Below are 26679 nucleotides of genomic sequence, written 5' to 3'. Positions count from 1 at the left end.
AAGGGTGGCGGTCAGGGCCGCGGCGCCCAGCACGGCTATGTGCGGCTCCACAAGGCGGCGGTGAAGGGCGACTGGGCCACCGCCAGGGCCGAACAGGACCGGCTCGTCGGCCTGTTCGACATCGTCCGCGCGGCCCGCCCCGGCACGGCCTCGGCGACGGCCGCGGGTCTGGGCGCGTTCAAGACGGCCCTGATGCTGCGCGGCATCATCGCCACCCATGTGATGAGCCCGCCGATGCGCCGCCTGGACGCGATGCAGACGGCGGCGGTCGCGGCCTGCCTGGAGTCGGCGGGGCTCCTCCCGGCCCGGTAGCCATGGGGGCGACGGTCCGTGCTGTGCGTCAGGCGGCCGCGCCCGCCGTCCAACGCAGACCGCCCAGGAGGTGGCGACGGAAGGCCGGGGCGCTGTAGGCCTCTTCCGCGTGGCCCAGCGACGTATAGAAGGAGCGGCCCGCGCCGGACTCCTTGCACCACACCAGGGGGTGGTCCGGGCCCATGCCGCCTCCCTCGTATCCCGTCTCGTCGATGGAGGCGAGGACCTGGACGCCCGGGCGGCGCGGGGTGTCCCGGAAGTCGTACCACTCGTCGTTCCACTCCCAGCGCGCCGGCAGATGGGCCGTCGCCGGATGGCTCCGGTCCTCGACCAGCACGGTGCCGGGCTGGAACGCGGGGTGGCCCGCGAAGCGTGCGCCGAGCAGTTCGCCGTAGTACGGCCAGTCGTATTCGGTGCACGCGGCGGAGTGGACGCCCATGAAGCCGCCGCCGCCCGCGATCCAGCGCCGCAGCGCCGCCCGCCCGTCCGGGGTGAGCACCTCACCGCTCGTGGACAGGAAGACCACCGCGCTCCGCCCCGCCAGGGAGGCGTCGGTGAAGACCCCGGGGTCCTCGGAGGTTTCCACCGTGAAGCCCTCCTCCTCGCCCAGTTCGCGCAGAGCGGTGCGCGCCGCGGGGATCGAGTCGTGGCGGTAGGCCGTCGTACGGGTGTGGACGAGGACGTCCGACAGGTGGCCGGTCGGGGACATGGCGGTACTCCGTTCTCCGGCGGGATCAGGCCGAGGTGGTCAGGGCCGCGCGGCTCACGGCATGGGCGAACTCTTCCCCGGCGCAGTAGCGTTCCACCTCGTCCAGGGCGCTGCGGGTGATGCGCTGGAGCTCGCCGCCGAGCGAGCCGGCGATGTGCGGGGTCAGCAGGACGTTCGGCAGGGAGTACAGGGGCGAGGCGGCGGGCAGCACCTCGGGTTCGGTGACGTCCAGGACCGCGTGGATACGGCCCGACGACGCCTCGGCGGTGAGGGCGGCGGTGTCGATGAGCGAGCCCCGGCCGGTGTTGACGAGGGTGGCGCCGTCGGGCAGGAGCGCCAGCCTGCGGGCGTCGAGCAGGTGGTGGGTCTCGGGCAGGGCGGGGGCGTGGAGCGAGACGACGTCGCTGGCGGCGAGCAACGCGTCGAGTTCGACGAGCCGGGCGCCCATCGACCGGGCCTCGGCGGGGTCGACGTGGGGGTCGGCCAGCAGGACGTCGAAGTCGTGGGGGCGGAGTAGCTCCAGCACCCTGCGGCCGACCAGGGACGCGCCCACCAGGCCGATCGTCCTGCGGTAGTTGCCGAAGCCGGGGTGGAGCGCCGCCCAGTCCAGGTGGTCCCGGTGTTCGCGGTAGAGACCGCCGATCTCCAGTACGCGCTTGTTGGCGAAGAGGATGGCGGCGAGCGTGTACTCGGCGACGGGTACGGCGTTGGCGGCGGCCGCGGTGGAGACACGGAGGCCCCGGTCCCAGCAGGCGTCCGTCACATGGTGTTTGACGCTGCCCGCCGCGTGCACGACCGCCTTGAGGGCGGGCATCCGGGCGAGCACGGTGCCGTCGAGCGGCGGGCAGCCCCAGGACGTGATCAGGAGCTCGACGGCCGCCAGGTCCAAAGCCCCGTCGAAGGTCTCGGCGACGGACTCCGGGTCGATGTCGACGTGGCGGGTCAGCCGGTCGACGGCGGCCGGCGGGAAGAGGGCGTCGCGGTGGCGGCGGCCCATGGCGAACAGGGCACGCGGGCGGGGCGGAGTGGATGGCATGGAAATCCTCATGACGATGGCCTACTTGACGGCGCCGGCGGTCATGCCGGACTTCCAGAACCGCTGAAGCATCAGGAAGAGCACGACCAGGGGGACCACGGACACCAGCGATCCGACGATCGCCAGGAGGTAGTCCTGCGGGTGCCCCTGGGAGAGGGCGGAGGAATACCACACGTACAGACCGAGGTTGACCGGGAAGAGGTCCTCGTCGGACAGCATCACCAGGGGCAGGAAGAAGCTGTTCCAGATCTGGGTGAACTGGAAGAGGAAGATGGTCACGAAGCCGGGCGCGATCATGGGCAGGGCGATCCGGCAGAAGGTCCTGAACTCGCCGGCCCCGTCCATCCGGGCCGCTTCGAGGACCTCGCCGGGGACGTAGGACGCGCTGAAGACCCGGGCCAGATAGACCCCGAACGGGAACACCAGGCCGGGGATGAACACCCCCCAGAAGCTGTTCACCAGGCCGACCTTGGCCGCGATCAGGTACAGCGGGATCGCCATCGCGGTGCCGGGCACCATCACGCCGAGCAGGACGAGGGAGAAGATCCGCTCCTTGCCGGGGAAGCTCAGCTTGTCGAACGCGTACCCGGCGGCCACGCTGAACACGGTGGCCAGCAGCGCGCCGACCCCGGCGTACAGGATCGTGTTGAGCAGCCAGCGCAGGAAGATGCCGTCGTCGGCCTCGAACAGGTACCGGAGGTTGTCGAGGAGCGCGAAGTCGTCGCCCGGTGCGAAGCCGTTCGTGGCGAAGAGGTCCTGACGGCTCTTGGTGGAGGACAGGACCAGCCAGAGCATCGGCAGGAGGGTGTAGAGGGCGGCGAGACCCAGCATCGCGGTCACGCCGGCCTTGGACAGCAGGACCGAGGGGCGCTTCCCGGGGCCGCGCCGGGCCGGACCGCGCCCGCTCTTCTGCTCCGGGGCGGAGCCCGGGGCAAGGGCCGGGGCGGGGTCGGACGCCGGGGCGATGCGTGTCGTGGGCTGGGTCACGGCTTGCTCCTGCTGCGCGAAAAACGGGTGACGAGGAAGGACAGCACCGCGGCGAACACCGCGATGAGCAGCGAGGCGGCCGCGGCCAGACCGAAGTTGTTGTGGGTGAAGGCGGCGGTCTGGACGAACATGTTGGGTGTCCAGCTGCTGCCGATCGAGCTGGAGGCGCTGTAGATGACCTTCGGCTCCGTGAAGAGCTGGACCGAGCCGATCACGGTGAACAGCACGGCCAGGGCGATGGCCGGGCGGATCATCGGCACCTTGATGGACAGGGCGGTGCGGATGCCGCCGGCGCCGTCGATCCTCGCCGCATCGAGGGTCTCGCCGGGCACCGCCTGGAGTGCGGCGTAGAAGATGACCATGTTGTAGCCGATCCACTCCCAGACGGCGATGTTCGCCGCGGAGAACACCGCGTTGTCCGCCGACAGGAAGTCGATGTCGAGGCCGCCGGCGGCGAGGAAGTCGATCACCGGGCTCAGGCCCGGCGTGTACAGGTAGACCCAGATGAGCGCCGCGATGAGACCGGGTACCGCGTGCGGGAGGAACAGGGCCAGCTGGAAGAAGGCCCGTGCCTTGACCAGGGCCGTGTCCAGCAGCAGGGCGAGCACGAGGGCGCCGCCGATCATCACCGGGAGGTAGATCGCGACGTACGCGGCGATGGTGACGAATCCGCTGCGGAACGCGGGGTCGCCCAAGGCCTGTACGTAGTTGTCCAGTCCGGCGAAGACCTCTTCCGCGCCGCCGAAGCCGAGGCCGGAGGTGCGGGTGGTGAACAGGCTCATCCAGCCCGCGTAGACCAGCGGGGCGATGGTGACGGCGGCGAAGAGAGCGAAGAACGGTGCCAGAAGCAGCGCGGCGGTACGGCGCTGGGCGCGGGCTGACGGGCTTGTCATACCGGGCCTTTCTCGATGAGAGCTCGATGGGAGCGGGAAGGTGCGGGGAGGGAGCCGACGCCGGCCCTGTCGGGTGGGGCGGGCATCGGCTCACCTGCGGTTCGCGTCCATGACGCGCCGGGCGTCGTGGACCCGGCCCTGATCCGAACGACAGCCCTTACGGCGCGACCTTCATCCCGCGGCGTTCCATGTCCTTGACGGTGGCCCGCTGGGCGCCGGTGAGGACGTCGATGAGCTTCGTCCGGCCGTCGGCGACCTTGGGGAGCTGGTCGACGACGGCGGTGTTGGTGGTTCCCATGACGGGGCCCCACGTCCAGCCCGGCACGATGGCCTCGTAGGACGTGCCACCCACGGCGTAGATGTCCTGGCCGCCGAAGTAGTCGGTGGGAAAGGCCGCCTTGGTGACCGGCACGAGCGAGGGGTCGGCGGGGAACATGCTGCTGGTGCCGGTGGAGACCCACGCCTTCATGCCCGCGGGGTCGGTAGTGATCCACTTGATGAACTCGGCGGCGGCCGCGCTGTTCCTGGCGCCCTTGGGGATGACGAAGGAGGAGCCGCCGTACATGGCGGACGCCGGCTTGCCGTCCCAGCTGGGGACCGGGGCGACGGACCACTTGCCCTTCTGGTCGGCGACGGTGGCCTGCTGGGCTCCGGCACACCAGCTCGCGCAGATGTAGGCGACGGTCCGGTTCTGCTGGACGCTCGTCCAGAACGGGTCGAGCGAGCTGAGCGAGTGGACGAGGTCCTGGGCGGCGAGGTCGCCCCAGTAGTCGGCGACCTTCCGGGAGGGGGCGTCGGTCAGCGAGACCTTCCAGGCGTCCTTCTCGGTGTCGAACCACTGCGATCCGGCCTGCTGGGCGAGGGCGGTCAGCAGTCCCGGGTTGTCCGTGTAGAGGACTCCGCCGCGGGCCTTCGGATCGGCCTTCTTCACCTGACCGGCCATGGTCCGGTACTCGGCCCAGGTCGTGGGGACGTCGATCCCGTGGGACGTGAAGAAGTCGTTCCGGTAGAACATCATCAGCGGCGCGGCGTCGCGGGGCACGCCCCAGGTCTCGCCGCCCAGCTCCACCAACTCCCGTGTCGGCTCCGGGAACCGGTCCTTGACCAGCGGTCCGAGCTTCTCCCCCAGGCCTTCCAGTTTGCCCTGCGTGGCGAACTCGGGCAGTTGGGCGAACTCGGCCACCGCGACATCCGGTACGGTCCCGGCCTTCACGGCGTTCGTGAGCTTGGAGTAGTACTCCTGGCCCGAGGGCACCGCCTCGAAGGTCACCTCGATGTCCGGGTGGGACCGGTTGAAGGCCTCGGCCACCTTGTCGGAGCCCTTGACGAAGGACCAGAAGGTGACCTTTCCCGTGGCCTTGTCCGCCGCGGGTTTCCCGCTGTCCGCGTCTCCGCATCCCGTGGCGAGGAGGCCGAGTGCTGCGACGGAGCAGACCAGCGCCGTCAGCCGTCTACGAAACATGATGTGCCACCGATCGTTTGCTGGGGTGTCACCTCAATCATTCGTTACGTACGACAGCCAGTCAATGCATTCGCTTTCGTTTTTTGAGAAACGAAAGCGAATGCATCATATGATCAGGCGCTCGCCCGCCGCTGGGCGCCACAGGAAGCCCGCACCCGCAGTTCGGGGCGGAGCAGGATCTCCGCCTGGGGCGTGGCGGGTTCGGACAGCCGGCGTACCGCCAGGTCCAGTGCCCACGACCCCACGGCCTGCTTGGGGGGAGCCACCGCGGTGAGGGGCGTCTCGCTCAGCTCGGCGACCTCGTCGTCGTAGGTGACCAGGGCCAGATCCTCCGGCACCCGCAGCCCCCGCGCGCGCAGGATGCCGACGAGCGCGATGGCATCGATGTCGTTGTGCACCAGCGCGGCCCGGACCTCACCGGCCTCCACGGCCCGGACCACCTCGTCGAAGCGCCCGTCGGCCGCGGTCGCGTCGCCGGTGGTGACGATGGGGTACTCCGGCCCCGGCCGCAGCCCCATGGACGCCACGGCCTCGGCGTAACCGGCGCTGAGATGAGCCGTGTTGGGGCTCTCGACGCGGGCGACCAGGGCGACCCTGTCGTGGCCGAGCCCGGCGAGGTGACGGACCGCCAGCGCCGCGCCGTAGGCGTGGTCCGAGGCGACCTGCTCCAGCCTGCCCGCCTTGATCCCCGCCCTGCGCTCCACCAGGACGGCCGGCACCTCCAGGCCGCTCAGCCACTGTTCGGCCTCGTCCACCGGACGCAGCCCCGGGTGCAGCATCAACAGCAGGCCGTCGATGCCTCCGGCGATCAGTTGGCGGACCTGCTCCTGGTTCTCCGCCAGCGACTCCCCGGAGACGGCCAGCACGACCCGGACGCCGAGCGGGCGGGCCGCGTCCTGCACCCCGCGGATGACCTCCGCGTAGTAGTAGCCGCCTGGGGGGACGACCAACCCGACGGCGTACCGCTCCGTCGCGGACGGCGCGGCGGCGACGGGCGCCTCGGCCGGGGCGGGGTCCGCCGGTGCCAGGGCCCTGGCACCGCCGTGCACCCGGGTCAGCAGCCCTCGGCCGGCCAGCTCCCGTACGTCCTGGCGCAGGGTGACGGCGGAGACGCCCATCTCCTCCGCCAGCACCTTCACGGTGATCGACCCCTGGCGCTCCACAGCGCGCAGAACCGCTTCCCGCCGCTCGTCAGCCAACACCTTCAGTCCCCTCTCGGTAGCGAGTGCGTCACAGACCTTCACTCGATAACCGAAAGATATCAATCAAAGGTCAACAACGGCCGGGAACGGCGGAGCGCCTGGACGCCTGCGGTTCAGTGCGACGGCTTGTCGTCGACCGCGACGAGGTTGTGCCCGCGGAGCGTGTAGAGCAGACCGTCGTACACGTGGAGATGCGGGCCGCTGTACCAGACGCCGTCGATCCCGGCGACGACCGTCCCGACGGCGAACGTCTTCGGGTGGAAGCGGAAGAGCGTGGTGTCCGAGACGCCGTAGACCGCGCCACGATGGGTGACCATGGCGGCGAACCCCTTGCTGACCGCACTGACGTCGGCGGTGTGCACCACCTTCCGGGTCCGCACGTCGACGACGAACAGGGCACCCTTCGTCGTGAGCCCGTAGAGGTTGCGGCCCTGCACCGCCAGCGCCGCAACCCCCGCCGTCTGCTGGGTGTCGAGGCGCCACCGCTCCTCGCCCGTGACCGGATCGACGGCGACGACGGTGGCGCGGGGGCCCTCTGCCGAGGTGTTGTCACCGCCCAGGTAGGCGATGCCGTCCCGGTTGGCGACCGCCCGGACGAGCTGGACGTCGTCGATCGGATTGACGTAGGAGGCCTTCTTTCCCGTCCTGGGGCAGTACGTCCACAGGGCGCCGCCGCCCTCGGTGTCGGACTGGACCCCGACGAGAAGCAGCTCGTTCTCCGGGTCCCACGAGGTGTCGAGCGGCCGGTTCTGCTCGCTGGGGAAGCTCGCGGCCTGCTCCGGGTTCCGCCGCCGGGAAGGGTCGTAGCGCCAGATGCCCTGCGCGTTGTACTGGCCGGTGTACAGGACGCCCTCGATCACCTCGGCGTCCTTCGCCTCACCGGGCGCCGGCAGGTTGACGACCTCGCCGGTCCTCAGATCGCGCCGGGAGATGGCTCCGTTGCCGCCGAGATAGACGTATCCGCGGCCTGCGGCGATCCCCATGCCCGCCTGCGGGCCGGCCTTCGCGCCCGCTTCGTGCAGATCGGTGACGACCGACGTACGGGCCCGCACGTCGATCTCGGCGACGAATCCGTACGCCGAGACGACCACCAGCTTCCCGTCGGCGTGGTCCACACCCCATATCTCGCCCAGGTCCGGCCCGTCGAACTGCACGGGGGAGATCGTCCGGTCCGCCTTCGCGTAGGCGTGGAGACCCGTCTCGGAGGCGAAGTAGATATGGTCCGCGTCGGCGGTGAGCGTCTTGACGACCGTGCCGCGCGTGGGCGCCACGGTGTACGAGGAGAAGTCGCCCAGGTCCATCACGGCGAGCTTCGCGGGGTCGACGCCGGCCGAGGTGCCGATGACCAAGTGGTCGTCCACGACGGCGAGTTCCCGCAGGCTGGGGTCCTTCTCCATCTCCTTGGGCACGATCGAGGTGAAGGTACGGGTGCCCCGGTCGAAGGCGTACAGCGACGCCTTGCTCGCGCCGCCGCCGCCGGCGAGGACGCTGCCCGCGCCGAAGAAGACGGTGGTGTCCGAGGCGGCGACCGCCCTGGCCAGGGTCGCCTTGGGGTCGGGTACACCCCGGTCGGTGACCGCGCCGGTGGCCGGGTCGTACTCCCACAGGCACGGCGCCTTCCCCGGGACGCCGCCCACGGCGTAGACCGTGCCGTCGGGGGCCACCGCCAGATCACGGATGTCGCGGTCCTCGGTCCTGCCGATGGCCACGGCGGGCGTTTCGGGCGTCTTCAGGTCCCACCGGTAGAGGTTCGGGCCGCCCTGGTCGGCCTTGACCAGGACGCCGATGTAGAGGTAGCGGCCGGTGGGGTCCGCCGCGAGCGCCTGGACGGAGGGCTCGGGCCCCGCGTCGAGGGTGGTCGCGGACACCACCGTGCGGCTCGGCAGATGGAACCCGATCACGCTGGAGGGCCGCATGTTGCGCGACCCGATGTACACGGTGTCGCCGACCAGCAGCCCGCTCATCAGCGAGAACTGGACCAGACCCGGCCCCAGGTCGGTCACCGCCGTCGTGGCCGGCGCGGCCGGCGCCGCCCCGGCCCGGGGGGCGAGGAGGGATCCGGCGGCCGTCGCCAGCCCGAGCGCGCCACCGGCCTGGAGCAGTCGGCGCCTGCTCGGGGAAGAGAAGTCCGGGGAAGAGAAGTGGGTCATCTGAACTCCATGGGGGGATTGAGTGTGTCGGGTACGCGGGCCCGGCTCGGCTCGACTCGGCTCAGGGCAGGTCGAGGACGCGGATGTCGTCGTGCTGGACGATCCGGGTGGGCACGTCACCGTTCCCGGTCGATTGCGAGGGGCGGTAGAGCCCCCACTTGAGGTAGCCGTGATCGGCCGGATTCTCCGGCTGGTAGGTGCGCACGTTCTCGTACGCGACGACCTGTCGGTAGTCGTCCTGGCCGGGAAGCCGTACGGCGACCCGGAGGTAGCCCGTCCCGTCGGTGGTCCAGCGCGCGTCCACTCGGAAGCGCATCCACCGGTTCACCTGCGGGCGGAGGTCTTCCACGACCGTCGTCTGGCGGTTCAGGTGCGGCGACCGGAACGCGATCTCGTTGCGCTTCGCCATGAGGTAGAACGCCGGGACGTTGCCTCCCGCGTACTTGCCCTGGAAGACGATGTCACCGGACGTACTGTCTCCCGGGCCGTACGGTTCCCAGTCCTTGAGCAGCACGCTGAACTCGTAACGCTGCTCGTCGCCCACGGCGAAGCGCCCGGCGGGGAGCAGATCCGTCGCGCTCTCGCTGCGCGGCGCGTCGTTGGACTCGTAGCCCGGATCGTCGAGCGTCACCTTGTGCTGGACCGCGTACGTCCCCTGGTGGGCCGGCCGTACGACACCGGAGGCATCCCGCGCCGTCGCCTTCGTGGTGGTCAGACCCGCCACTCCGGAGTCGAGCGTTCCGCTTTCGTAGTCCACCTGAAGGCGGTCCTCGGCGGCGGCGGCGCCCACCGCCGCCGCCGTGGGATCGGACAACAGGACGGGGACGAGCAGCACCCCCGCACAGAGGGAGACCGACATCTTGCACAGCTTGATCATTGAACTCCTCGACATCTGCGGGACACCGACCCGCAAGGAAGTCACACCGGGTCGGTCATATGACATCACTTGCATGCTGGCACGCCTACGAACGAAACTGGAAGACCAAAGACACCGCTTAGTTCTCTTCAAGGTTCACCATTCGATGAGAGGTGACGGCAAGTGATGCATTCGAATGGCGGGGGGCTTGCGCCCCTGCGCGCAGATCATCCCGATATGCCCGATCCCGTGAAACGTCTTAGCCTGCTGACACTGCTCGGATAGTCGACAGCCGGCGCCGTCGGCGGAGGGCGAGCTTCCATGGCTGAACTACGTAAGAAGTCCGGACTGGTCGGCGAGTTGTCCGCCGAGTTCGCGGGCACGATGATCCTCATCCTCTTCGGATGCGGTGTCGTGGCCCAGGTGGCGGCAGGCGGAGCCCTGACGGATCCACCCGGCGGACTCGGGGACCACGACAGCATCGCCTGGGCATGGGGACTGGGCGTCACGATGGGCGTCTATGTGGCGGCGCGGCTGAGCGGGGCGCATCTCAACCCCGCGGTGACCGTCGCACTGGCCGCGTTCAAGGGATTCCCGTGGCGCAAGGTGGCTCCCTACGCGCTGGCGCAGACGGCCGGTGCGTTCGTGGCCGCACTCCTCGTCCGCTGGAACTACAGCGAGGCGCTGGCGAAGGCCGACCCCGGGCACACCATCAAGACGCAGGGCGTGTTCTCCACCCTGCCGGCCAACGGCAACCCGGCCCTGCCGGTCCACGAGTGGGGCGCGTTCCGCGACCAGATCATCGGCACCGCCATCCTGCTGCTGCTGATCATGGCCATCACGGACATGCTGAACACCCCGCCCGGCTCGAACCTGGGCCCGTTCGTCATCGGCCTCGTCGTGGTCGGGATCGGCATGGCCTGGGGCACCAACGCGGGGTACGCGATCAACCCGGCCCGTGACTTCGGCCCCCGGCTGGCGAGCTTCCTCACCGGTTACGGCGGGGCGTGGCGGGACCAGTACGGGAATCTCTACTTCTGGGTGCCCATCCTCGGCCCCCTGATCGGCGGCCTGCTGGGCGCGGGCTTCTACAAGGCCTTCGTCGGGCGCTTCCTGCCGTCGGCCGTACCCGAACCGCCGGGACGCGTCCCGGCGTCCAAGGACTGATCCCACCGGCCGGAGAGGCGACACATCATGGCGGACTTCATCGGCGCGGTGGACCAGGGGACCACCAGCACCCGATTCATGATCTTCGATCACGGCGGCAACGAGGTCGCCAAGCACCAGCTGGAGCACGAGCAGATCCTGCCCCGCTCCGGCTGGGTGGAGCACGATCCCGTGGAGATCTGGGAACGCACCAACTCGGTCATGCAGAACGCCCTGCGGCACGGCGGTCTCTCGCCGACCGACCTGGTGGCCATCGGGATCACCAACCAGCGCGAGACCACGGTGGTCTGGGACCCGCGCAACGGGCGGCCCTACTACAACGCCATCGTGTGGCAGGACACCCGTACCGACTCCATCGCGGCGAACCTCGAACGCTCGGGGCAGGGCGAGGTGATCCGCCGCAAGGCCGGGCTGCCGCCGGCGACGTACTTCTCCGGCGGCAAGATCCAGTGGATCCTGGAGAACGTCGACGGCGTACGGAAGGCGGCGGAGGCCGGTCACGCGATCTTCGGCAACACGGACGCCTGGGTCCTGTGGAACCTGACCGGCGGCCCGAACGGCGGTATCCACGCCACCGATGTCACCAACGCGAGCCGCACCATGCTGATGAACCTGGAGACCCTCGACTGGGACGAGGAACTCCTGGGCTTCTTCGGCATCCCCCGGGCGATGCTGCCGAAGATCAACCCCTCGTCGGACGCGGAGGCCTACGGGTCCACCCGTACCTCCCGGCCGCTGAGCGCCGCCATTCCCATCGGAGGCGTCCTCGGCGACCAGCAGGCGGCCACCGTCGGCCAGGTCTGCTTCGAGCCCGGGGAGGCCAAGAACACCTACGGGACCGGCAACTTCCTGGTGCTCAACACCGGCACCGAACTGGTCCGCTCGCAGAACGGCCTCCTCACCACGGTGGCCTACCAGTTCGGCGACAGCCCGGTGGTCTACGCGCTGGAGGGGTCCATCGCCGTCACCGGGTCCGCAGTGCAGTGGCTGCGCGACCAGATGAAGATCATCAAGTCGGCGCCGGAGAGCGAGGAGCTGGCCCGGAGCGTCGAGGACAACGGCGGCATGTACTTCGTGCCCGCGTTCTCCGGCCTGTTCGCGCCGTACTGGCGTTCCGACGCCCGCGGCGCGATCGTCGGCCTGGCCCGGTACAACGACAACGCCCATCTGGCGCGGGCCACGCTGGAAGCCATCTGCTACCAGAGCCGCGATGTGGTCGAGGCCATGGAGCAGGACTCCGGAGTCCATCTCGACGTGCTCAAGGTCGACGGCGGTGTCACCGCCAACGACCTCTGCATGCAGATCCAGTCCGACATCCTCGGCGTCGAGGTCAGCCGTCCCGTGGTCGCCGAGACGACCGCGCTCGGCGCCGCCTACGCGGCGGGGCTCGCCACCGGCTTCTGGCAGAACACCGACGAACTGCGCACCCAGTGGCACGAGTCGAAGCGCTGGTCGCCCCAGTGGTCCGAGAAGCAGCGCGCGGACGGCTACGCGGGCTGGAAGCGGGCGGTGGAGCGCACCCTCGACTGGGTGAAGGTCCCCTGACGCCCTCGCATAGGTTGGGCCGGTCCCATCCGACATCCCCGACGAGGACCGGCCCATGCCCAGCACCACCACCACGATCCGCCTGATCGAGCCCGCCGACGCCGCCCCGATCGCCGCGCACCGGGTGCAGGACGCCGAGGCCTTCCGGCCGTGGGAACCGGCCCAGCCGGCCGACTACTTCACCCCGGAGGGCCAGGCGGAGCGCATCGAGGGCCTGCTGGCCGGCCACCGGGCCGGCACGGTCTGGCCGGGTGTGGTGCTCGCCGACGGCCGGGTGATCGGGCAGGTCACCATCGGCGGGATCCTGCCGCAGCCGCACCTGCGCCGCGGCTCCGTCGGCTACTGGATCGCCTCCGTCGCCCAGAATCGAGGGCACGCCGGGAACGCGGTCGGGCTCGCGCTCCGGGTGATGACGGACGAACTCGGCCTGCACCGCGCCGAGGCCTCCACCAACCTGGAGAACCTGCCCTCCCAACGGGTGCTGCGCCGCAACGGGTTCACCCCGTACGGCGTCGCGCACTCCGCCATTTTCCTCGACGGCGGCTGGCGGGACGGGCTGCTGTGGGAGCGGATCCTCGGTGACTGAGCCGGTCCCGGGGGCCCGCCTTCGACGAGGGCTCTAGAACCCCCGGCGGGACTCCCGCACCAGCAGCACCAGCAGATACGCCCCGCCCACGCACACGGTGACCGCGCCGGTCGGCAGTACCACGCCCGGAATCGCGTGCTGCGCCGCGATGTCGGCGGCGAGCAGCAGGAGCGCGCCGACGAGCGCCGAACCGGCGAGGTCGACGGAGGTTCCGCGCCCGGTGAGACGGCGGGCGATCTGCGGCGCCGCCAGGGCGACGAAGACGATGGGGCCCGCCGCGGCGGTCACCGCGGCGGTCGCGGCCACACCGAGAACGACCAGCAGCAGCTTCGTGCGCTCGACGCGTACGCCCAGCATCGCCGCCGTGTCGTCGCCGAGTTCGAGCCAGCGCATCCGGCGTTGTGCCATCGGGGCCACCAGGGCGACCCCGGCGATCAGGACGGCGGCCATCGTCACGGCGGGCCAGCCGATGGCGCTCAGTGAGCCGGCGCCCCAGACCGCGGCCCTCAGCGCGGTGTCCACATCGGCCTTCACCGAGAACCAGGTGTTGACCGAGGACAGCAGCGCACCGACCGCGATGCCCACGATGATGAGCCGGAAGCCCCGCACCCCCCGCCGGAACGCCAGCAGATACACGGCGAGAGCGGTGACGAGCCCGCCGGCGAGCGCGCCCGCCGCGAGCGCCGAGTAGCTGCTCGCGCCCGCGAGCAGGGTGAGGACGACACCGGTGTAGGAGCCGGTGGTGAAGCCGATGACGTCGGGGCTGCCGAGCGGGTTGCGGGTCAGGGACTGGAAGACCGCGCCTCCCACGGCGAGGGCGGCCCCGAACAGTACGGCGGCGACGATGCGCGGTGCCCGCCACTCCAGGACGACGGTGCGGACACGGTTCCCGGCGGTGCCGGACATGACCGCGCCCAGGTCGCCGAGGCTCAGCGGATAGCTGCCGAGCGTGAAGGCCCACAGGGCCAGGGCGACCAGCGCGACCGCCAGCAGCCCGCACACCAGGACCGTGCGGCGCGTCGCCTTCAGGCTCAGCGGCCCTGCCCTGAGGACGAATGCCCCGCTCACAGCTCCCTCACCCGGCTTCCGCGGACCAGCAGGATCAGGACGGGCGCGCCGATGAGCGGCATCATGACGCCGACCTGCAGCTCGGAGGGGATCACGATCAGCCGGCCGAGGACATCGGCGATCAGCACGATCACCGGGGCGAGGACGGCGGAGTAGACGAGGATCCAGCGCCAGTCGGGCCCGGTGATCCAGCGCACGGCGTGCGGCACCATGAGACCGACGAACATCAGCGGGCCCGCCGCGGCCGTCGCCGCACCGCACAACAGGGCCACCGCGATCACCACCCCGCACCGCACCGCGCCGACCCGCAGCCCGACGGCCCGGCCCGCGTCGTCGCCGAGGGCCATCGCGTTGAGCGGGCGGGCGCAGAGGGCCGCGGCCAGCAGGCCGGCCAGGACGAAGGGCAGGATGTCACCGGCGGTGCCCGTCGGGCGGTCGGTGATGGTGCCCGCTCCCCAGAACCTCATACGGTCGAAGGTCTCCGTGTCGATCAGGGCGAGGGTCTGGGAGATGCCGACCAGGACCGCTGTGAAGGCGACCCCGACGAGGGTGAGGCGCACCGGTGTGGGCCCGCCCCGTCCGCCGCTCGCGGCGATGTAGACCACCGCCGATCCGACGACGGCGCCGACGAGGGCGAAGGGCAGATACTGCTCGATGCGGGTGACGCCGAAGACGGCGACGCCCAGGGTGACGGCGAAGCCCGCACCGGCGTTGACGCCGAGGACGCCGGGGTCGGCGAGCGGATTACGGGTGAGCGCCTGCATGAGCGCACCCGCCACGCCCAGGGACATACCGACGACGATGCCGAGCAGCGTGCGGTCCACGCGGGCGCCGCTGACCGTGGCGTGCGAGGCGGAGCCGTCGGGAGCGGTCAGCGCCTGCCACACCACGTCCGGCGGGAGCAGCGCCGAGCCGATCGCGACACTGAGCAGCACCGCCACGCAGAGCATGCCGACGGCGACGCCCAGGCCGACGAGCCGGCGTGCCCTGCGACGCGAGGACCGCGACGGTGCGGTCGGTGGGGGCGCGATCGTCGTCGCGGTCGCCTGTGCCATCTGATCTCCCTGAACAACCCGTCACCCGGACGGGCCTTGGTGCCGTGCGTCATCGACGTACGTGAACTGCTGCCGTGTGTGCTGCCGGGTCAGCGGCCGCCGAGCGCTCCCACCGCGTCCGTGGTGAGCGCGCTCACCGGCACCCCGGACTCGCGGCTCAGCGCGCGCAGCAGCCCGGCCCGGGTGGCGTAACCGGCCGCCCTGGCCGCCGCCGTCACCTCACCCCCGCCCCGGAGGTGTTCGACGGCGGCGTTCATCCTGGCCCGGTTGCGCCACCGTGTGAAGGGCAGTCCGGTCTCGTCGAGGAAGACGCGCTGCACCTGGCGGGGGCTCATCCGGTGCTGTTCGGCGAGCCGTTCCAGGGTCACGGCGGGGGTGCGCAGGGCCTCGCGGGCGAGGGCGCGCACCGCCGGATGGACGGGCAGCACGACCGGGAAGTACTGCCGGGAGATGCCCCTCAGCACCCGCCCCAGGGCCTGCCGGAACGGCTCGACCTGCTCCGGTGTGGTCGGCGCCGCGCCGAGCGTGGTGGTCATGACCTCGACGATCGCGGGTACCGCCCCGAGCGGTTGTACCCGGCATCGTGGCTGGTCAGCGGGGTCGAGGAAGGGGCCGAGTGCCATGCCGCCCGGCTCGATCCGCAGTGCGTGCGGCACGCGGGGAGCGAGCCAGAGCGCCTCGTGGCGGCCGAGCCGCCACTCCTCGCCGTCGGCCGACAGCCGGGCCTGACCGGTCACCACGTAGACGAGGTGCGGCTCGTCGTGCCGATGTGTGTCGTGTCCCAGAAAGCGGATGGCGTTCTCGGCGACCACGGTGCCGAGGGATGTCACCGGCAAGCGTGCCTCCCGTTGTGTGCGATGCGTCGTGTCCGTCACCGGCGATGTCGTACGCGGATCGACGCAGCGGAACCAGCGAGGTTAGCCTCACCTTACCAACAGCTCGAACGTTCGAGCCTGCCCAGTCTCATGAGGTCCCATGTCTGCTCCTGCCCGCCTTCTCGCCGTCGCGCTCGTCGCCGCGCTGGCCCTCACCGGCTGCTCGGCCGCCGATTCGCCGGGCGACGGGGACACGTCGTCCGCCGCGAAGACCCGTACCGTCTCGACCGACTACGGCAAGGTCGAGGTGCCGGCCGAGCCCCAGCGTGTGGTCGTCCTGAACCACGCCCTCGCCGGATATCTGTACGACCTCGACGTACCGGTGCACGCCACGATTCCCGAGGACGCCGACGGCAAGGGCGAGTTCTCCCCGTACTGGGAGAAGGAGGCGAAGGAGGACGGCACGACGTTCCTGCCGTGGAGCGTCGACGGCTTCGACCTGGAGGCGATCCTCGCCCTGGATCCCGACCTCATCGTCGGCGGCGGCATCGGCTTCCCGCTGTTCCAGGCGGAGAAGGTGTACGACGACCTCTCCGACATCGCTCCCACCGTGCTCGTCGGCAAGAAGCTCGGCGACTGGCGGGCCCAGTTCTCCTTCCTCGCCGGTGACGTGTTCGGCAAGGCCGACGTCTACCAGCAGCACGTGGCCGCCTACGACCGGCGGATCGCCGAGGTGAAGAAGGCGATCACCCCGCCGCCCGGCCCGGTGTCCTTCCTCGCCCTCACCGGCGACGGCACCGCCTACGGCCTCGTGGAGAGCGTGGGTCTGCCCACCGAGTTGAAGAAGGTCGGCATCGAACCGGCGCCGGTCTTCGCGAAGGGCGGTTTCAAGGTGTACGGGCAGGGCGGCGACATGTTCGAGCTGTCGACCGAGAAGGTGGGCCAGACGATCACCCAGCCGTCCGTGTTCGTCATGGGCTTCAACGCCGACACGACCGACGTCGCCACCCTCAAGAAGAACCCCGTCTACGGCGCGCTGCCCGCCTTCAAGACCAACCACGCCTATGACCTGCCGTACTGGGTGCTGCGCGGCGACTACGACGAGTCGATGGCCCTGCTCGACGTCATCGAGAAGAAGTTCTCCTGATGGCCGCCCAGCGCGCGTACACGACGCACCCGCTCGTCCTGCGCCGGGTCACCGTCCGCCGCGTCCACGAAGTGACCCCCCGGATGCGGCGGATCGTCCTCGGCGGCGAGGATCTCGCGGCGTTCACCCGTCACGGCACCGACCGTCCCGCCTTCGCCGCGCCCGGGTTCGACGACCACATCAAGCTGATCCTGGCCGCCGACGGCGACGTCCGGGCGGCGCTCCCGGCCCAGTTGCCGCACGGCATCGAGTGGACGCCGGCCGAACACCGGCTGACCCGCGACTACACGCCCCGGCGGGTCGACCTCCGGGAGGGCGAGCTCCACCTCGACTTCGTGGTGCACGGCGAAGGGCCGGCGGAGTCCTGGTCCGCGTCGGCGCGGGAGGGCGACGAACTGTGGTTCGTCGGCCCCAAGTCGTCGCTCCGGCTGCCGGAAGAGCTGGACTGGATCTTCCTCATCGGGGACGAGACGGCGCTGCCCGCGATCGGCCGCTTCCTCGACGAGCGCCCGATCGACGCCGCGGCGCACGTCCTGGTGACCGTCTCGGACGACGCGGCCCGCCAGGAACTGGCGCTGCGCGAAGGCGACACGGTCACGTGGGTGGTCGCGGAGCCGGGCGACGCGGCGGCCCTGGACACCGCCGTCCGCGCGCTGCCGGTGCCGGCGGGTGAGGGATACGCCTGGGCGGCGGCGGAGAGCCGGGCGCTGCTCCCCGTACGCCGGTATCTCCAGCGGGAGCGGAAGCTTCCCAAGGACCGCGTGAACATCACGGGTTACTGGCACCGCGAGGAGGCGGCCGCACCGGAGGCGGAAGGCACGGCCGACGCCTCCGCGCAGGCCCCGGCCGGGATCCCGTCGCCGCTGCCCTGGCTGGTCGCCCGGGCCGCGTTGCGGCTCGGCGTGGTCGACGCGGTGGCCGACGCACCGGGACTCTCCGCCGGGGCGCTCGCGACCCGGCTGGGTGCGCCGGGACCGGGGATCGGCGTCCTGCTTCCGCTGCTCGCCGCGTACGGCGTGGTCGTCGTCGGCGACGACGGGACCGGGCTGCGTCTCGGCCCGGCGGGCGAGGAACTCCTGGAGGACCACGAGCGCGAGGAGTACACCGGCCACGAGGCCGAACTTCTGCTCGCCCTCGCGCACCTCGCTCCCGCGCTCCGGGAGGGCACGTCCCCCTGGCGGCTCGCCTCGGGCGCCTCCCTGCTCGACACGGTGACGCACGACGCGGAGCGTTACGGCGAACTGGTCGAGGAATGCGAGCAGTTGGTGTTCCTGCTGGACGGGCTGACGGCCGACCCCCTCTGGGAGGGCGTCGGGAGCTGCCTCCTGACGGGGCCGGGCAGCGCGTCGGTGGTCGCCGCCCTCGACGACGCCGGACGGCGGCCGCTGCTGCGGATCGCGGAGGAGGCCACACCGGCCGAGGTCCTGCGTGGGCACATCACGGCGCCGGACCGGATCGCGTGGACGGCCGGCCCCGCCGATGTCGCCGTCGCCGCGAAGGCCCTCGCCCACCGCACCGACGAGGAGGCCGTACAGCTCCTCACGCGGCTGGCCGGCTGGACCCGGACGGCGGTCCTCGTCGAGGCGTCCCGCCCCGACGGTCTGAGCCCGCACGCGGCCGAGGCGGCCCTGCACGCCTACACCGCGACCGGCAGCCCGCTGCGCGACTCCGCCGCCGTCGCCGCCCTCGCGCGGCGGTCGGGCTGGGAGGTCGACCGGACCATCGCGCTCGGCTGGGGCACGGAGGCCACGGTCCTGCGCCGGAGCTGACGCCCGCCCCCACAGGGGAGGGGCGGGCGGGGGGCCGCCGGGGTCAGCCCGACCTCGGCGGCCTCTGCGCGTCGAAGGCGAAGAGGGTGTTCTCGGCGGCGGCCACGAACAGCGCCCGCCCCGCGACGGTCACGCGGGGGCTCGCGTCCTGCTCGCCCGTCAGACCGTCCGCCCGGGGATCCGTCGACCACAGTGGTGTGCCGTCGTCCGGCGACAGCGCGACCACCCGGCCGGTGGCCGAGCTGAAGTACACCGCGTCGGGTCCCGCCGCGGGACCCGACGCACCCTCCACGCCCGTCTGCCGCGACCACTTCCTGCGTCCGGTCGCGGAGTCGAGCGCCGTCACGAGACCGGTCTGCCCGCTCACGTAGACGGTGCCGTCCGCCAGGCCGGGCGTGCCCTCGTACACCCGGTCGAACCGGGCGTACGTGACCTTCCGCGTGGCCGGGTCGACCCGTGCCACCCCGTCGTAGCCGGCCGGCGACACGCCCTCGTAGTGCTCCGAGAGGAGGACGAGCCCGCCGTCGGCGTACCCCATCGGCACCACGGGGCCGTCGACCGCGATGGGCTCGCCCGGTGTCCCGGAGGCGAGGTCGAGCGTGGCCAGAGTGGGGCGGCGCACCTGTACGTCGTCCACCTCCGCGTCCGGCGCGCACATCGCGAGGAGCCGGGGCCCCGCCGGGACGGGGGCGCACTGCGTGCCCTCCGGGAACGGTGTCGTCCAGGTGATCTCACCGCTGTGGGCGTCCCGGGCCTCGAAGCGGGAGTTGGAGGCGTCGACCGTCACGACGGCGGAGCCGATCACGACGGCGTCCAGGGACCGGCCGGTGACGGCCGTCGACTGGGTGCCGGACGGCACGGACCACAGCTCACGGCCGCTGTCCGCGTCGAGGGCCACCACCTCGCTGCGCGGGTCCTGCGGGGCGTCCTGGGCGGCGAAGCGGTAACCGAGGACGGTGTCGTCGGTGGCGCCCACCAGGTGCATGCCCTGGACGGGAACGCCGGGGCTCTTCGCCGTCCACACCCGCGATCCGTCCCGGACGCCGATGCGGGCCGCGACGACACCGCCGCCCCCGCAGAACAGCGCGTCGTCCCGCGCGACGCAGCGCAGCTCGTCGGGGATGTCCTCGCGGCCGCCCAGCACGGTCGTGCGCCACGGCCCGAAGCCCTTCGGCAGGGGTCCGCCCGGCGACGCCGCAGCGCTGTGTCCGGTGTCGCCGCCACGGTCGGTGTCGTCGTCCGCCCCGAAGCCGCCCGTCGTCAGCGCGGCCACTCCCCCGCCGATCGCCGCCACCGCGACCGCCGCCGCGAGCACAGGTCGCCAGCGGCGGCGCAGCCGGCCGCCGATCGCGGTGCCGGTGCTCCCCGTGCCGGAACCGGCCGGGGCGGTCGGCTCCGGTTCGGTCCGCTCCGGAGCGGTCGGCTTCGAGGTGGCGCCCGTCGCGGCGCCCGTCGCGGAGTGATGTTGGGTGACCATGTCGCGGGTGCGGCCGGCCCCCGGCGCGCCGGTGTCGATCGCGCCGAGTTCGGCCGGCAGGTCCCGCAGCAGCACGAGGAGTTCGTCCGCCGAGGGGCGCCCCTCGGGCTCCTTGTCCAGGCACGGCTCGACGACCGCCCGCAGAGCCGTCGGCACCGCGCCCAGCGACGGCTCCTCGTGCACCACCTGGTAGGCCGTTATGTAGGGGCTGTCCGCGTCGAAGGGCCCGTGGCCCGTCGCCGCGTACACCAGGAGCGTCCCCAGCGAGAAGACATCGGACCTCGGCCCCACACCGCGTGGCGCCTGCAACTGTTCGGGCGACATGAACGGCGGTGTACCGATGACCCGCCCGGTCATCGTCAGGGTCTGCTGGTCCACGGCGCGCGAGATGCCGAAATCGATGACGCGCGGGCCCTCGGGCGAGAGCACGACGTTGGAGGGCTTCAGGTCGCGGTGGACGACGCCCACCCGGTGGATGTCGCGGAGCGCCTCCGCCAGCCCGATGGCGAGCCTCCGCAGCTCCGCCCCGTCCAGCGGGCCCTGTTCGGCGATGCGCTGGGCGAGCGTGGGCCCCTCGATATAGGTCGTCGCCATCCACGGCTGCTCGGCCTCGGGAGCGGCGTCGACCACGGCGGCGGTGAACGCGCCGCTCACCCGCCGCGCGGCCGCCACCTCCTGCCGGAAGCGGATGCGGAACTCGTCGTCGCCGGCGAACTGCTGATGGATCAGCTTGATCGCGACAGGCCGACCCGAGCTCGTACGGGCCAGGAAGACCGTGCCCATGCCACCCGAACCGAGCCGTTCCTCCAGCGGATAACCGCCGATCTCGGCTGGATCACCTCCGCGCAGCGACACGCTTCCCGACCTCCCGTCCCCCGTGCGTCTGTGCCGCCACGGGCCTGCTCATCCGTCCTGCACACAAACTAGCCGCAGGGCGGTACGGCGGAGCGAGGCGGGTGACGCACGGGGACGTCCTCACCCCGGGCGGTCGGCCTTCGGTACGTAGTGCTGGGGCAGCCCGCGCCGCTCCTCCGCCGGCAGGTTGCGGGCGGGCGTCTCCACCGGGCCCGTCACCGGTCGGCCCCGCTCGCGGTCCCACCCCGCACGGGCGCGCGGGTGGAAGCGGTGTCGCTCGGGAACGTGTTGCCAGGCGTGGTGCACCAACAGGCCCAGCCCGCGCAGCAGCCGTTCGTCGTGGGGACCCCAGCGAAGGCCGAGCCGTTCGCGTACGGCCGGCGGATACATCCCGACCGTGATCCACAGCGTCAGCCGGACGATCGGGATACGGGCGAGGGCCCACAGCGGCGACGGCAGCAGCCGCAGGAGGGGCGGTCTGGCGATCCGGCGCATGTTGAGGACGTCCCGGGTCGGCCGGTTGTCCTCCAGGACGTCGGCGCACATGTGGTCCCAGTACCGCTGGAACTCCTCCCAGGTGCGGGGAACGGGTTTCATCGAGAGGCCGTACAGCGCGTACCAGCGGACGTGTTCGTCGAAGAGCGTGTGCCGCTGCGCCTCGGTGAGACCGCCGCCGAAACGCTCGGCCACCTGCACGGTCAGCATGAAGAACGTGGCGTGCGCCCAGTAGAACGTGCCCGGGTTGAGCGCGTGGTACGGGCGGCCGTGCTCGTCGACCCCGCTGATCGATGCGTGGTAGCCGCGCACCTCGCGGGCGGTCCGGGCGGCGAGCGGGCCGTCGTAGACGACTCCGCCGATCGGATACAGCGAGCGGAAGAGGCGCTCCCAGCGCTCCTCGAAGAAGCGCGAGTGCTCGGCGACGCCCGCGCCCAGCTCGGGATGCATGTTCTGCATCGAGCCGGCCCAGGGAGCGAGGAGGAGACCTCGCCAGTCGCCGAACCACCGCCAGGTGAGCGAGTCGGGGCCGAGGGGTTCGGCGGTTCTCGGGTCGGTCGGGTCCGGTCCATGAGCTGACGCTGTCACGTGTACCTCCGCTGGTGGATTTCCGTTGCGAGGCCGTCGAGAGCAATCTGATGACACCTGTCCTCAGGTTAGAATGTGCGGACACCTGTCGTCAATTGGGTCGACAGGAAAAGCAGCGTCAACGAAGAACGGGAGCACCGGAGTTGACGGAACGGAGCTGGGGCGGGACCAAGCTCGCCGATCGTCGCGCGGCTCGTCGGCAGACCCTCCTGGACGTCGCCGAGCGCCTGGCGGGCGAGGAGGGGTGCGCGGCGGTCACGGTCCGGTCCGTCTGCAGGGAGGCGCGCCTGACCGACCGCTATTTCTACGAGAGTTTCACCGGCCGCGACGATCTGCTCCTCGCCGCCTTCGAGCGGGTCGCCGACGAGGCCAGAAGCGCCCTGGAGGAAGCCGTGGCGCTCAGCGACCCCCAGCGCGAGGTCCGGGCCCGGGCCGCCGTCTCCGCTTTCGTCGCCCTGGTCCTGGACGCGCCCCACAAGGGCCGCCTGCTGCTCCTGGAGCCCTTCGCCGACCCGGCTATCGGGGCCCACAGCCACCGGCTCATGCCGGTGTTCACCGACCTGGTCGGCGGCCAGCTCTCCGGGGCGGGGGACGACATCGACCGCCGTATGGCCGCGCACGCCCTGGTCGGCGGCCTGGCGAACCTCTTCGCGGGGTGGCTGCACGGCACGCTCGATGTGCCGCGCGAGCGGCTGGAGTCGCACTGCGTGGAACTGGTGCTCGCGGCGACGCGGGAGTAGCCCGGCGGGGCGGCGCGCCCATTCGCAGCGCCCTCACGCGAAACGAACACGGTGAAAGATTATTCAACTACCTTCTCAACCAGTTTCCCCCTCACTACGGTGATGGACCCATGAGTCCCCCCATCGCCCCCGTGGGCTGGAGTCGCTGGCTGGTGCCGCCCGCCGCCCTCTCGATCCACCTCTCCATCGGCCAGGCCTACGCCTGGTCCGTGTTCAAACCGCCGCTGGAGGACGCGCTCGGTCTGAGCGGTACGCAGAGCGCGCTGCCCTTCCAGCTCGGCATCGTCATGCTCGGCCTCTCCGCGGCCTTCGGCGGCACGCTCGTGGAGCGCCGAGGACCGCGCTGGGCCATGACGGTCGCCCTCGTCTGCTTCTCCTCCGGCTTCCTGATCTCCGCACTCGGCGCGGCGACCGGGCAGTTCTGGCTGATCGTCCTCGGGTACGGCTTCGTCGGCGGCATCGGTCTCGGCATCGGCTACATCTCGCCCGTGTCGACGCTGATCAAGTGGTTCCCCGACCGTCCGGGCATGGCCACCGGTATCGCCATCATGGGCTTCGGCGGCGGCGCGCTGATCGCCTCGCCCTGGTCGGCGCAGATGCTGGAGTCGTTCGGCAGCGACAAGTCCGGCATCGCGCTGGCCTTCCTCGTCCACGGACTGTCCTACGCCGTCTTCATGCTGCTCGGCGTCCTGCTGGTACGGGTGCCGCGCCCGCGGGGCGAGGAGCGGAAGGCCGGTCGCGCCACGGCGCCGGCCGGGCCCCAGGTGTCGGCGCGTCAGGCGCTGCGCACCCCGCAGTTCTGGCTGTTGTGGGTCGTGCTCTGTATGAACGTCACCGCCGGCATCGGCATCCTGGAGAAGGCCGCGCCGATGATCACGGACTTCTTCGCGGACACCTCCACACCCGTGTCGGCGGCGGCCGCCGCCGGGTTCGTCGCCCTGCTGTCCGCGGCCAACATGGCCGGCCGGATCGGCTGGTCCTCCACCTCCGACCTGATCGGACGCAAGAACATCTACCGCGTCTACCTCGGTGCGGGCACACTCATGTATGCGCTCATCGCCCTGGTGGGAAGCTCCTCCAAGCCCCTGTTCGTCCTGTGCGCGCTGGTCATCCTCTCCTTCTACGGCGGCGGCTTCGCGACGATCCCCGCCTATCTCAAGGACCTCTTCGGCACCCATCAGGTCGGCGCGATCCACGGCCGGCTGCTCACCGCCTGGTCCACCGCCGGTGTTCTGGGGCCGCTGATCGTGAACTGGATCGCCGACCGGCAGGAGGCGGCCGGGAAGCACGGCGCGGACCTGTACGGGACATCGCTCTTCATCATGATGGGCCTGCTCGTCGTCGGCTTCGTGGCCAATGAGCTGGTCCGCCCGGTTCACCCGTCCCACCACCTCGACGCCGTGCCGGCGCAGAAGGGAGCGCCCGATGTCCGACGAGAGCAGTCAGAGCCCGCCTGACGCCTCCGCGGGGAAGGACCGGCGGCCGCTGATCGCCTTCACCTGGCTGTGGGTGGGCGCCCCGCTCGCCTACGGGCTGTACGAACTGTTTCGCAAGGCCACCCAGCTGTTCACCGGCTGATCCGGGGCGGGCTCCGGGCCCGGTCCGCCGGACCCGGAGCCCGGAGGCCGGGGTGGATGCCGCCGGGGTCAGCCCACCAGGTCCGGGGCGCGCAGCAGTTCGGACGGGATGCCCCAGGCGTCGACGAGGTCGGCCGCGAGGGGCCGGACCTTGCGGCAGAGGTCGTTCACCTCACGGGTGATCGCCTTGGAACGCTGGACGGTCAGCCGTCCGTGCTCCATGAACCACGCCCGGTCCGCCTCGATCGTCGACAGGGCGAACAGGTCGCACAGCAGACCCAGCGCGACCTTGTTGCCGCCCTCCGGCAGCGTACGCATCTTCTCGACGAACGCCTCCAGCACCAGCCGCTCCACATGGGCACGGGCGACGGCGATGACGTGGTCCTGCACCTGGGAGAAGACGACGCCGGGGTCGCGCTTCTGGTCGATCCCGCGCTTGAGCCTGCGGGCCACCCCGGCGAGCAGATGCTCCTCTCGGTAGCGGACCATGGCGAGCTGGTAGTCCGAGTCGAGCAGGCCGGCCTCCTGGTCCCACTCGTCACCGCCGGGCAGCAGATCACGTACGCGTTCGAGCAGTTTGTGGGCCGACGTCTTCTCGATGACCGTCTCGACGGCGAGGTTGGTGACGTAGCGGACCATGCCGAGCTGGTCCAGGTCCTCGAACTCGCTCGCGTAGTCGGTGAGCAGACCCTTGGCGACGAGCTGGAGCAGGACGTGGTTGTCGCCCTCGAAGGTGGTGAAGATGTCGCTGTCGGCCTTGAGTGCGGCGAACCGGTTGACGGCGAGATACCCGGCGCCGCCGCAGGCCTCCCGGCACTCCTGGATCACCCGGGTGGCGTGCCAGGTGCCGAGCGCCTTGGTTCCGGCGGCCCGTGACTCCAGCCGACGCCGTGCCTGCGGGTCGTCCTCGACGCCGGAGAAGACGTCGTGGAGTTGCGTGCGCACGACGTCCTGCGCGAAGTGCAGGGCGTACGTACGGGCGATGAGCGGCAGCAGGCGGCGCTGATGCAGACCGTAGTCGAGGAGCAGCTGCTCCTCCCCCTGCGATCCTGCCGCGAACTGCCGTCGCCGCAGCGCGTACTTCGTGGCGACCGCGAGGGCGACCTTGGCGGCGTTGATCCCGGCGCCGCCGACGCTGACCCGGCCCTGCACCAGGGTGCCGAGCATGGTGAAGAAGCGGCGGTCGGGGTTGTCGATCGGGCTCTCGTAGACGCCTTCCGGGGTGACGTCGGCGAAGCGGTTCAGCAGCGCTTCGCGCGGCACCCGCACCCCGTCGAACCGGATACGCCCGTTGTCCACTCCGTTGAGGCCCATCTTGCGGCCGTCGTCCTCGATGTCGACGCCGGGCGCCACCGCGCCGTCGACCCGGATCGGCACGACGAACGCGTGCACGCCCTCGGCTTTCCCGCCCACCTCCAACTGGGCGAAGACGACGGCAAGTTCGCCGTGCCGGGCCGCGTTGCCGATGTAGTCCTTGCGCGCCTGCTCGCCCTCGGTGGTGATGACGAACTCCTGCGCGGCGGCGTCGTACCGCGCGACCGTGCCGAGTGCCTGCACATTCGAGCCGTGTCCGGTCTCGGTCATCGCGAAGCAGCCCATCAGCTTCCCGGTGACCAGGTCCGGCAGATGGGCGTCGTGGTGGCGTTCGGTGCCCAGGTGCAGGATCGCGCCGCCGAAGAGCCCGAACTGCACGCCGACCTTCACCAGCACGGACAGATCGCCGAAGGCGAGCGTCTCGAACGCGGCGATCGAGGCCCCGACGTCGCCGCCACCGCCGTACCGCTTCGGGAACCCCATGCCGGTCTGGCCCGTCGCCGCCATCTCGACCACGAGGTCGCGCACCCGCTCGCGGAACGCCTCCATGTCGAGCTCGTCGGCCTCGTCGAGAACCGAGGCGTACGTCACCAGGTTGGCCCGGACCAGGTCGCGGACCTCGGCGTACTCGCCGTCGAGCAGCTCGGTCAGCGCCCGGACGTCGACCTCCGGCTGTACGTATCCGGCGGAAGCGGTAGCTGTCTTGTCAGTGGTCATACCGCTTCGCTACCCCGCCTGGGAACGATCACCTCGCGCCACTGCGTGGATTTCACCGAGTCGGGGAAAGCGCCGGCGCGAAAGGCCCCGGCCCCTCTCCCGGCGGGCCCGGTCAAGGGGAACACAAGGTGAACGGCGCGGCGCAGGGGCGTGAGCG

22 protein-coding genes and 1 pseudogene are annotated in these 26679 nt (G+C 71.2%); 9 read left to right on the top strand and 14 right to left on the bottom strand.

Annotated elements, in window-relative coordinates:
• Positions 1-24: 24 nt before the first annotated feature.
• Positions 25-312 (top strand): annotated as a pseudogene (locus ACIQPT_RS05390) (dihydrodipicolinate synthase family protein); the annotation flags it as partial.
• A gap of 28 nt (positions 313-340) precedes the next feature.
• Here the strand turns inward: ACIQPT_RS05390 and ACIQPT_RS05385 are convergent.
• From ACIQPT_RS05385 to ACIQPT_RS05350, 8 genes are all read right to left on the bottom strand, one after another.
• Positions 341-1021 carry a ThuA domain-containing protein gene (locus ACIQPT_RS05385; protein WP_401152925.1) on the bottom strand — a complete coding sequence of 227 codons (681 nt, stop codon included), beginning with the start codon at positions 1019-1021 and terminating at the stop codon, positions 341-343.
• 25 nt (positions 1022-1046) lie between these two features.
• The gene (locus ACIQPT_RS05380; protein WP_401153062.1) at positions 1047-2018 is read right to left on the bottom strand and encodes a hydroxyacid dehydrogenase; all 972 of its coding nucleotides are present in this window, start codon (positions 2016-2018) and stop codon (positions 1047-1049) included.
• Between the two features lie 60 nt (positions 2019-2078).
• Complete coding sequence (locus tag ACIQPT_RS05375) at positions 2079-3044, bottom strand: carbohydrate ABC transporter permease (RefSeq protein ID WP_401152923.1); 966 nt, start codon at positions 3042-3044, stop codon at positions 2079-2081.
• Entirely contained in the window at positions 3041-3937 is an 897-nt protein-coding gene (locus tag ACIQPT_RS05370) for a carbohydrate ABC transporter permease (RefSeq protein ID WP_401152921.1), read from the bottom strand. The genes ACIQPT_RS05375 and ACIQPT_RS05370 overlap by 4 nt, the downstream gene beginning before the upstream one ends.
• 157 nt (positions 3938-4094) lie before the next feature.
• Positions 4095-5399 carry an ABC transporter substrate-binding protein gene (locus tag ACIQPT_RS05365; protein WP_401152919.1) on the bottom strand — a complete coding sequence of 435 codons (1305 nt, stop codon included), beginning with the start codon at positions 5397-5399 and terminating at the stop codon, positions 4095-4097.
• A gap of 113 nt (positions 5400-5512) precedes the next feature.
• Positions 5513-6601 (bottom strand): substrate-binding domain-containing protein, encoded by a 1089-nt coding sequence (locus ACIQPT_RS05360; protein ID WP_401152918.1) that lies wholly within the window; start codon positions 6599-6601, stop codon positions 5513-5515.
• Positions 6602-6714: 113 nt separating this feature from the next.
• On the bottom strand, positions 6715-8751 hold the full coding sequence (locus ACIQPT_RS05355; protein WP_401152916.1) for a PQQ-binding-like beta-propeller repeat protein: 2037 nt from the start codon (positions 8749-8751) through the stop codon (positions 6715-6717).
• Between the two features lie 61 nt (positions 8752-8812).
• Positions 8813-9628 (bottom strand): heparin lyase I family protein, encoded by an 816-nt coding sequence (locus ACIQPT_RS05350; protein WP_401152915.1) that lies wholly within the window; start codon positions 9626-9628, stop codon positions 8813-8815.
• 300 nt (positions 9629-9928) lie between these two features.
• Between ACIQPT_RS05350 and ACIQPT_RS05345 the strand changes: the two genes are divergently transcribed.
• From ACIQPT_RS05345 to ACIQPT_RS05335, 3 genes are read left to right on the top strand one after another with little or no spacing between them, the layout of a single operon-like run.
• Positions 9929-10774 (top strand): MIP/aquaporin family protein, encoded by an 846-nt coding sequence (locus ACIQPT_RS05345; RefSeq protein ID WP_401152914.1) that lies wholly within the window; start codon positions 9929-9931, stop codon positions 10772-10774.
• Positions 10775-10801: 27 nt separating this feature from the next.
• Positions 10802-12319 (top strand): glycerol kinase GlpK, encoded by a 1518-nt coding sequence (glpK, locus tag ACIQPT_RS05340; RefSeq protein ID WP_401152912.1) that lies wholly within the window; start codon positions 10802-10804, stop codon positions 12317-12319.
• Between the two features lie 55 nt (positions 12320-12374).
• Positions 12375-12905, top strand: a complete 531-nt coding sequence (locus tag ACIQPT_RS05335) for a GNAT family N-acetyltransferase (RefSeq protein WP_401152910.1) — start codon at positions 12375-12377, stop codon at positions 12903-12905.
• A 33-nt stretch (positions 12906-12938) separates the two neighbouring features.
• On the opposite strand, the gene ACIQPT_RS05330 is transcribed toward ACIQPT_RS05335, so the two are convergent.
• The 3 genes from ACIQPT_RS05330 to ACIQPT_RS05320 form a co-directional block, all read right to left on the bottom strand.
• Positions 12939-13973, bottom strand: a complete 1035-nt coding sequence (locus ACIQPT_RS05330; protein WP_401152909.1) for a FecCD family ABC transporter permease — start codon at positions 13971-13973, stop codon at positions 12939-12941.
• Complete coding sequence (locus tag ACIQPT_RS05325; protein ID WP_401152907.1) at positions 13970-15028, bottom strand: iron chelate uptake ABC transporter family permease subunit; 1059 nt, start codon at positions 15026-15028, stop codon at positions 13970-13972. Before ACIQPT_RS05325 ends, ACIQPT_RS05330 begins: the two co-directional genes overlap by 4 nt.
• A gap of 89 nt (positions 15029-15117) precedes the next feature.
• Positions 15118-15864, bottom strand: a complete 747-nt coding sequence (locus ACIQPT_RS05320) for a helix-turn-helix domain-containing protein (protein WP_401152905.1) — start codon at positions 15862-15864, stop codon at positions 15118-15120.
• Between the two features lie 139 nt (positions 15865-16003).
• Between ACIQPT_RS05320 and ACIQPT_RS05315 the strand changes: the two genes are divergently transcribed.
• Together ACIQPT_RS05315 and ACIQPT_RS05310 are read left to right on the top strand one after the other, a co-directional pair.
• On the top strand, positions 16004-16990 hold the full coding sequence (locus tag ACIQPT_RS05315; RefSeq protein ID WP_401152903.1) for an ABC transporter substrate-binding protein: 987 nt from the start codon (positions 16004-16006) through the stop codon (positions 16988-16990).
• Positions 16990-18759: a siderophore-interacting protein gene (locus ACIQPT_RS05310; RefSeq protein WP_401152901.1), complete on the top strand. Its 1770-nt coding sequence runs from the start codon at positions 16990-16992 to the stop codon at positions 18757-18759. The genes ACIQPT_RS05315 and ACIQPT_RS05310 overlap by 1 nt, the downstream gene beginning before the upstream one ends.
• 43 nt (positions 18760-18802) lie before the next feature.
• On the opposite strand, the gene ACIQPT_RS05305 is transcribed toward ACIQPT_RS05310, so the two are convergent.
• Positions 18803-21091, bottom strand: a complete 2289-nt coding sequence (locus tag ACIQPT_RS05305; protein WP_401152899.1) for a PQQ-binding-like beta-propeller repeat protein — start codon at positions 21089-21091, stop codon at positions 18803-18805.
• 120 nt (positions 21092-21211) lie between these two features.
• Positions 21212-22174, bottom strand: a complete 963-nt coding sequence (locus tag ACIQPT_RS05300; RefSeq protein WP_401152898.1) for an oxygenase MpaB family protein — start codon at positions 22172-22174, stop codon at positions 21212-21214.
• A gap of 143 nt (positions 22175-22317) precedes the next feature.
• Between ACIQPT_RS05300 and ACIQPT_RS05295 the strand changes: the two genes are divergently transcribed.
• The 3 genes from ACIQPT_RS05295 to ACIQPT_RS05285 all read left to right on the top strand — a co-directional run bounded on the left by ACIQPT_RS05295 (position 22318) and on the right by ACIQPT_RS05285 (position 24492).
• Positions 22318-22914: a TetR/AcrR family transcriptional regulator gene (locus tag ACIQPT_RS05295; RefSeq protein ID WP_401152896.1), complete on the top strand. Its 597-nt coding sequence runs from the start codon at positions 22318-22320 to the stop codon at positions 22912-22914.
• Positions 22915-23024: 110 nt separating this feature from the next.
• A complete protein-coding gene (locus ACIQPT_RS05290) occupies positions 23025-24371 on the top strand; it encodes an OFA family MFS transporter (RefSeq protein ID WP_401152894.1) in 1347 nt (448 codons plus the stop codon).
• Positions 24340-24492, top strand: coding sequence for a hypothetical protein (locus tag ACIQPT_RS05285; RefSeq protein ID WP_401152893.1), 153 nt, complete (start codon positions 24340-24342; stop codon positions 24490-24492). The genes ACIQPT_RS05290 and ACIQPT_RS05285 overlap by 32 nt, the downstream gene beginning before the upstream one ends.
• A 68-nt stretch (positions 24493-24560) precedes the next feature.
• On the opposite strand, the gene ACIQPT_RS05280 is transcribed toward ACIQPT_RS05285, so the two are convergent.
• A complete protein-coding gene (locus tag ACIQPT_RS05280) occupies positions 24561-26522 on the bottom strand; it encodes an acyl-CoA dehydrogenase family protein (RefSeq protein WP_401152892.1) in 1962 nt (653 codons plus the stop codon).
• Positions 26523-26679: the final 157 nt, after the last annotated feature.

Origin of the sequence: Streptomyces sp. NPDC091289, assembly GCF_044757365.1 — a bacterium.
GTDB lineage: Bacteria > Actinomycetota > Actinomycetes > Streptomycetales > Streptomycetaceae > Streptomyces.
The sequence above is the reverse complement of the archived record's forward strand: the minus strand, read 5'-3'. Positions and strand labels throughout refer to the sequence as shown.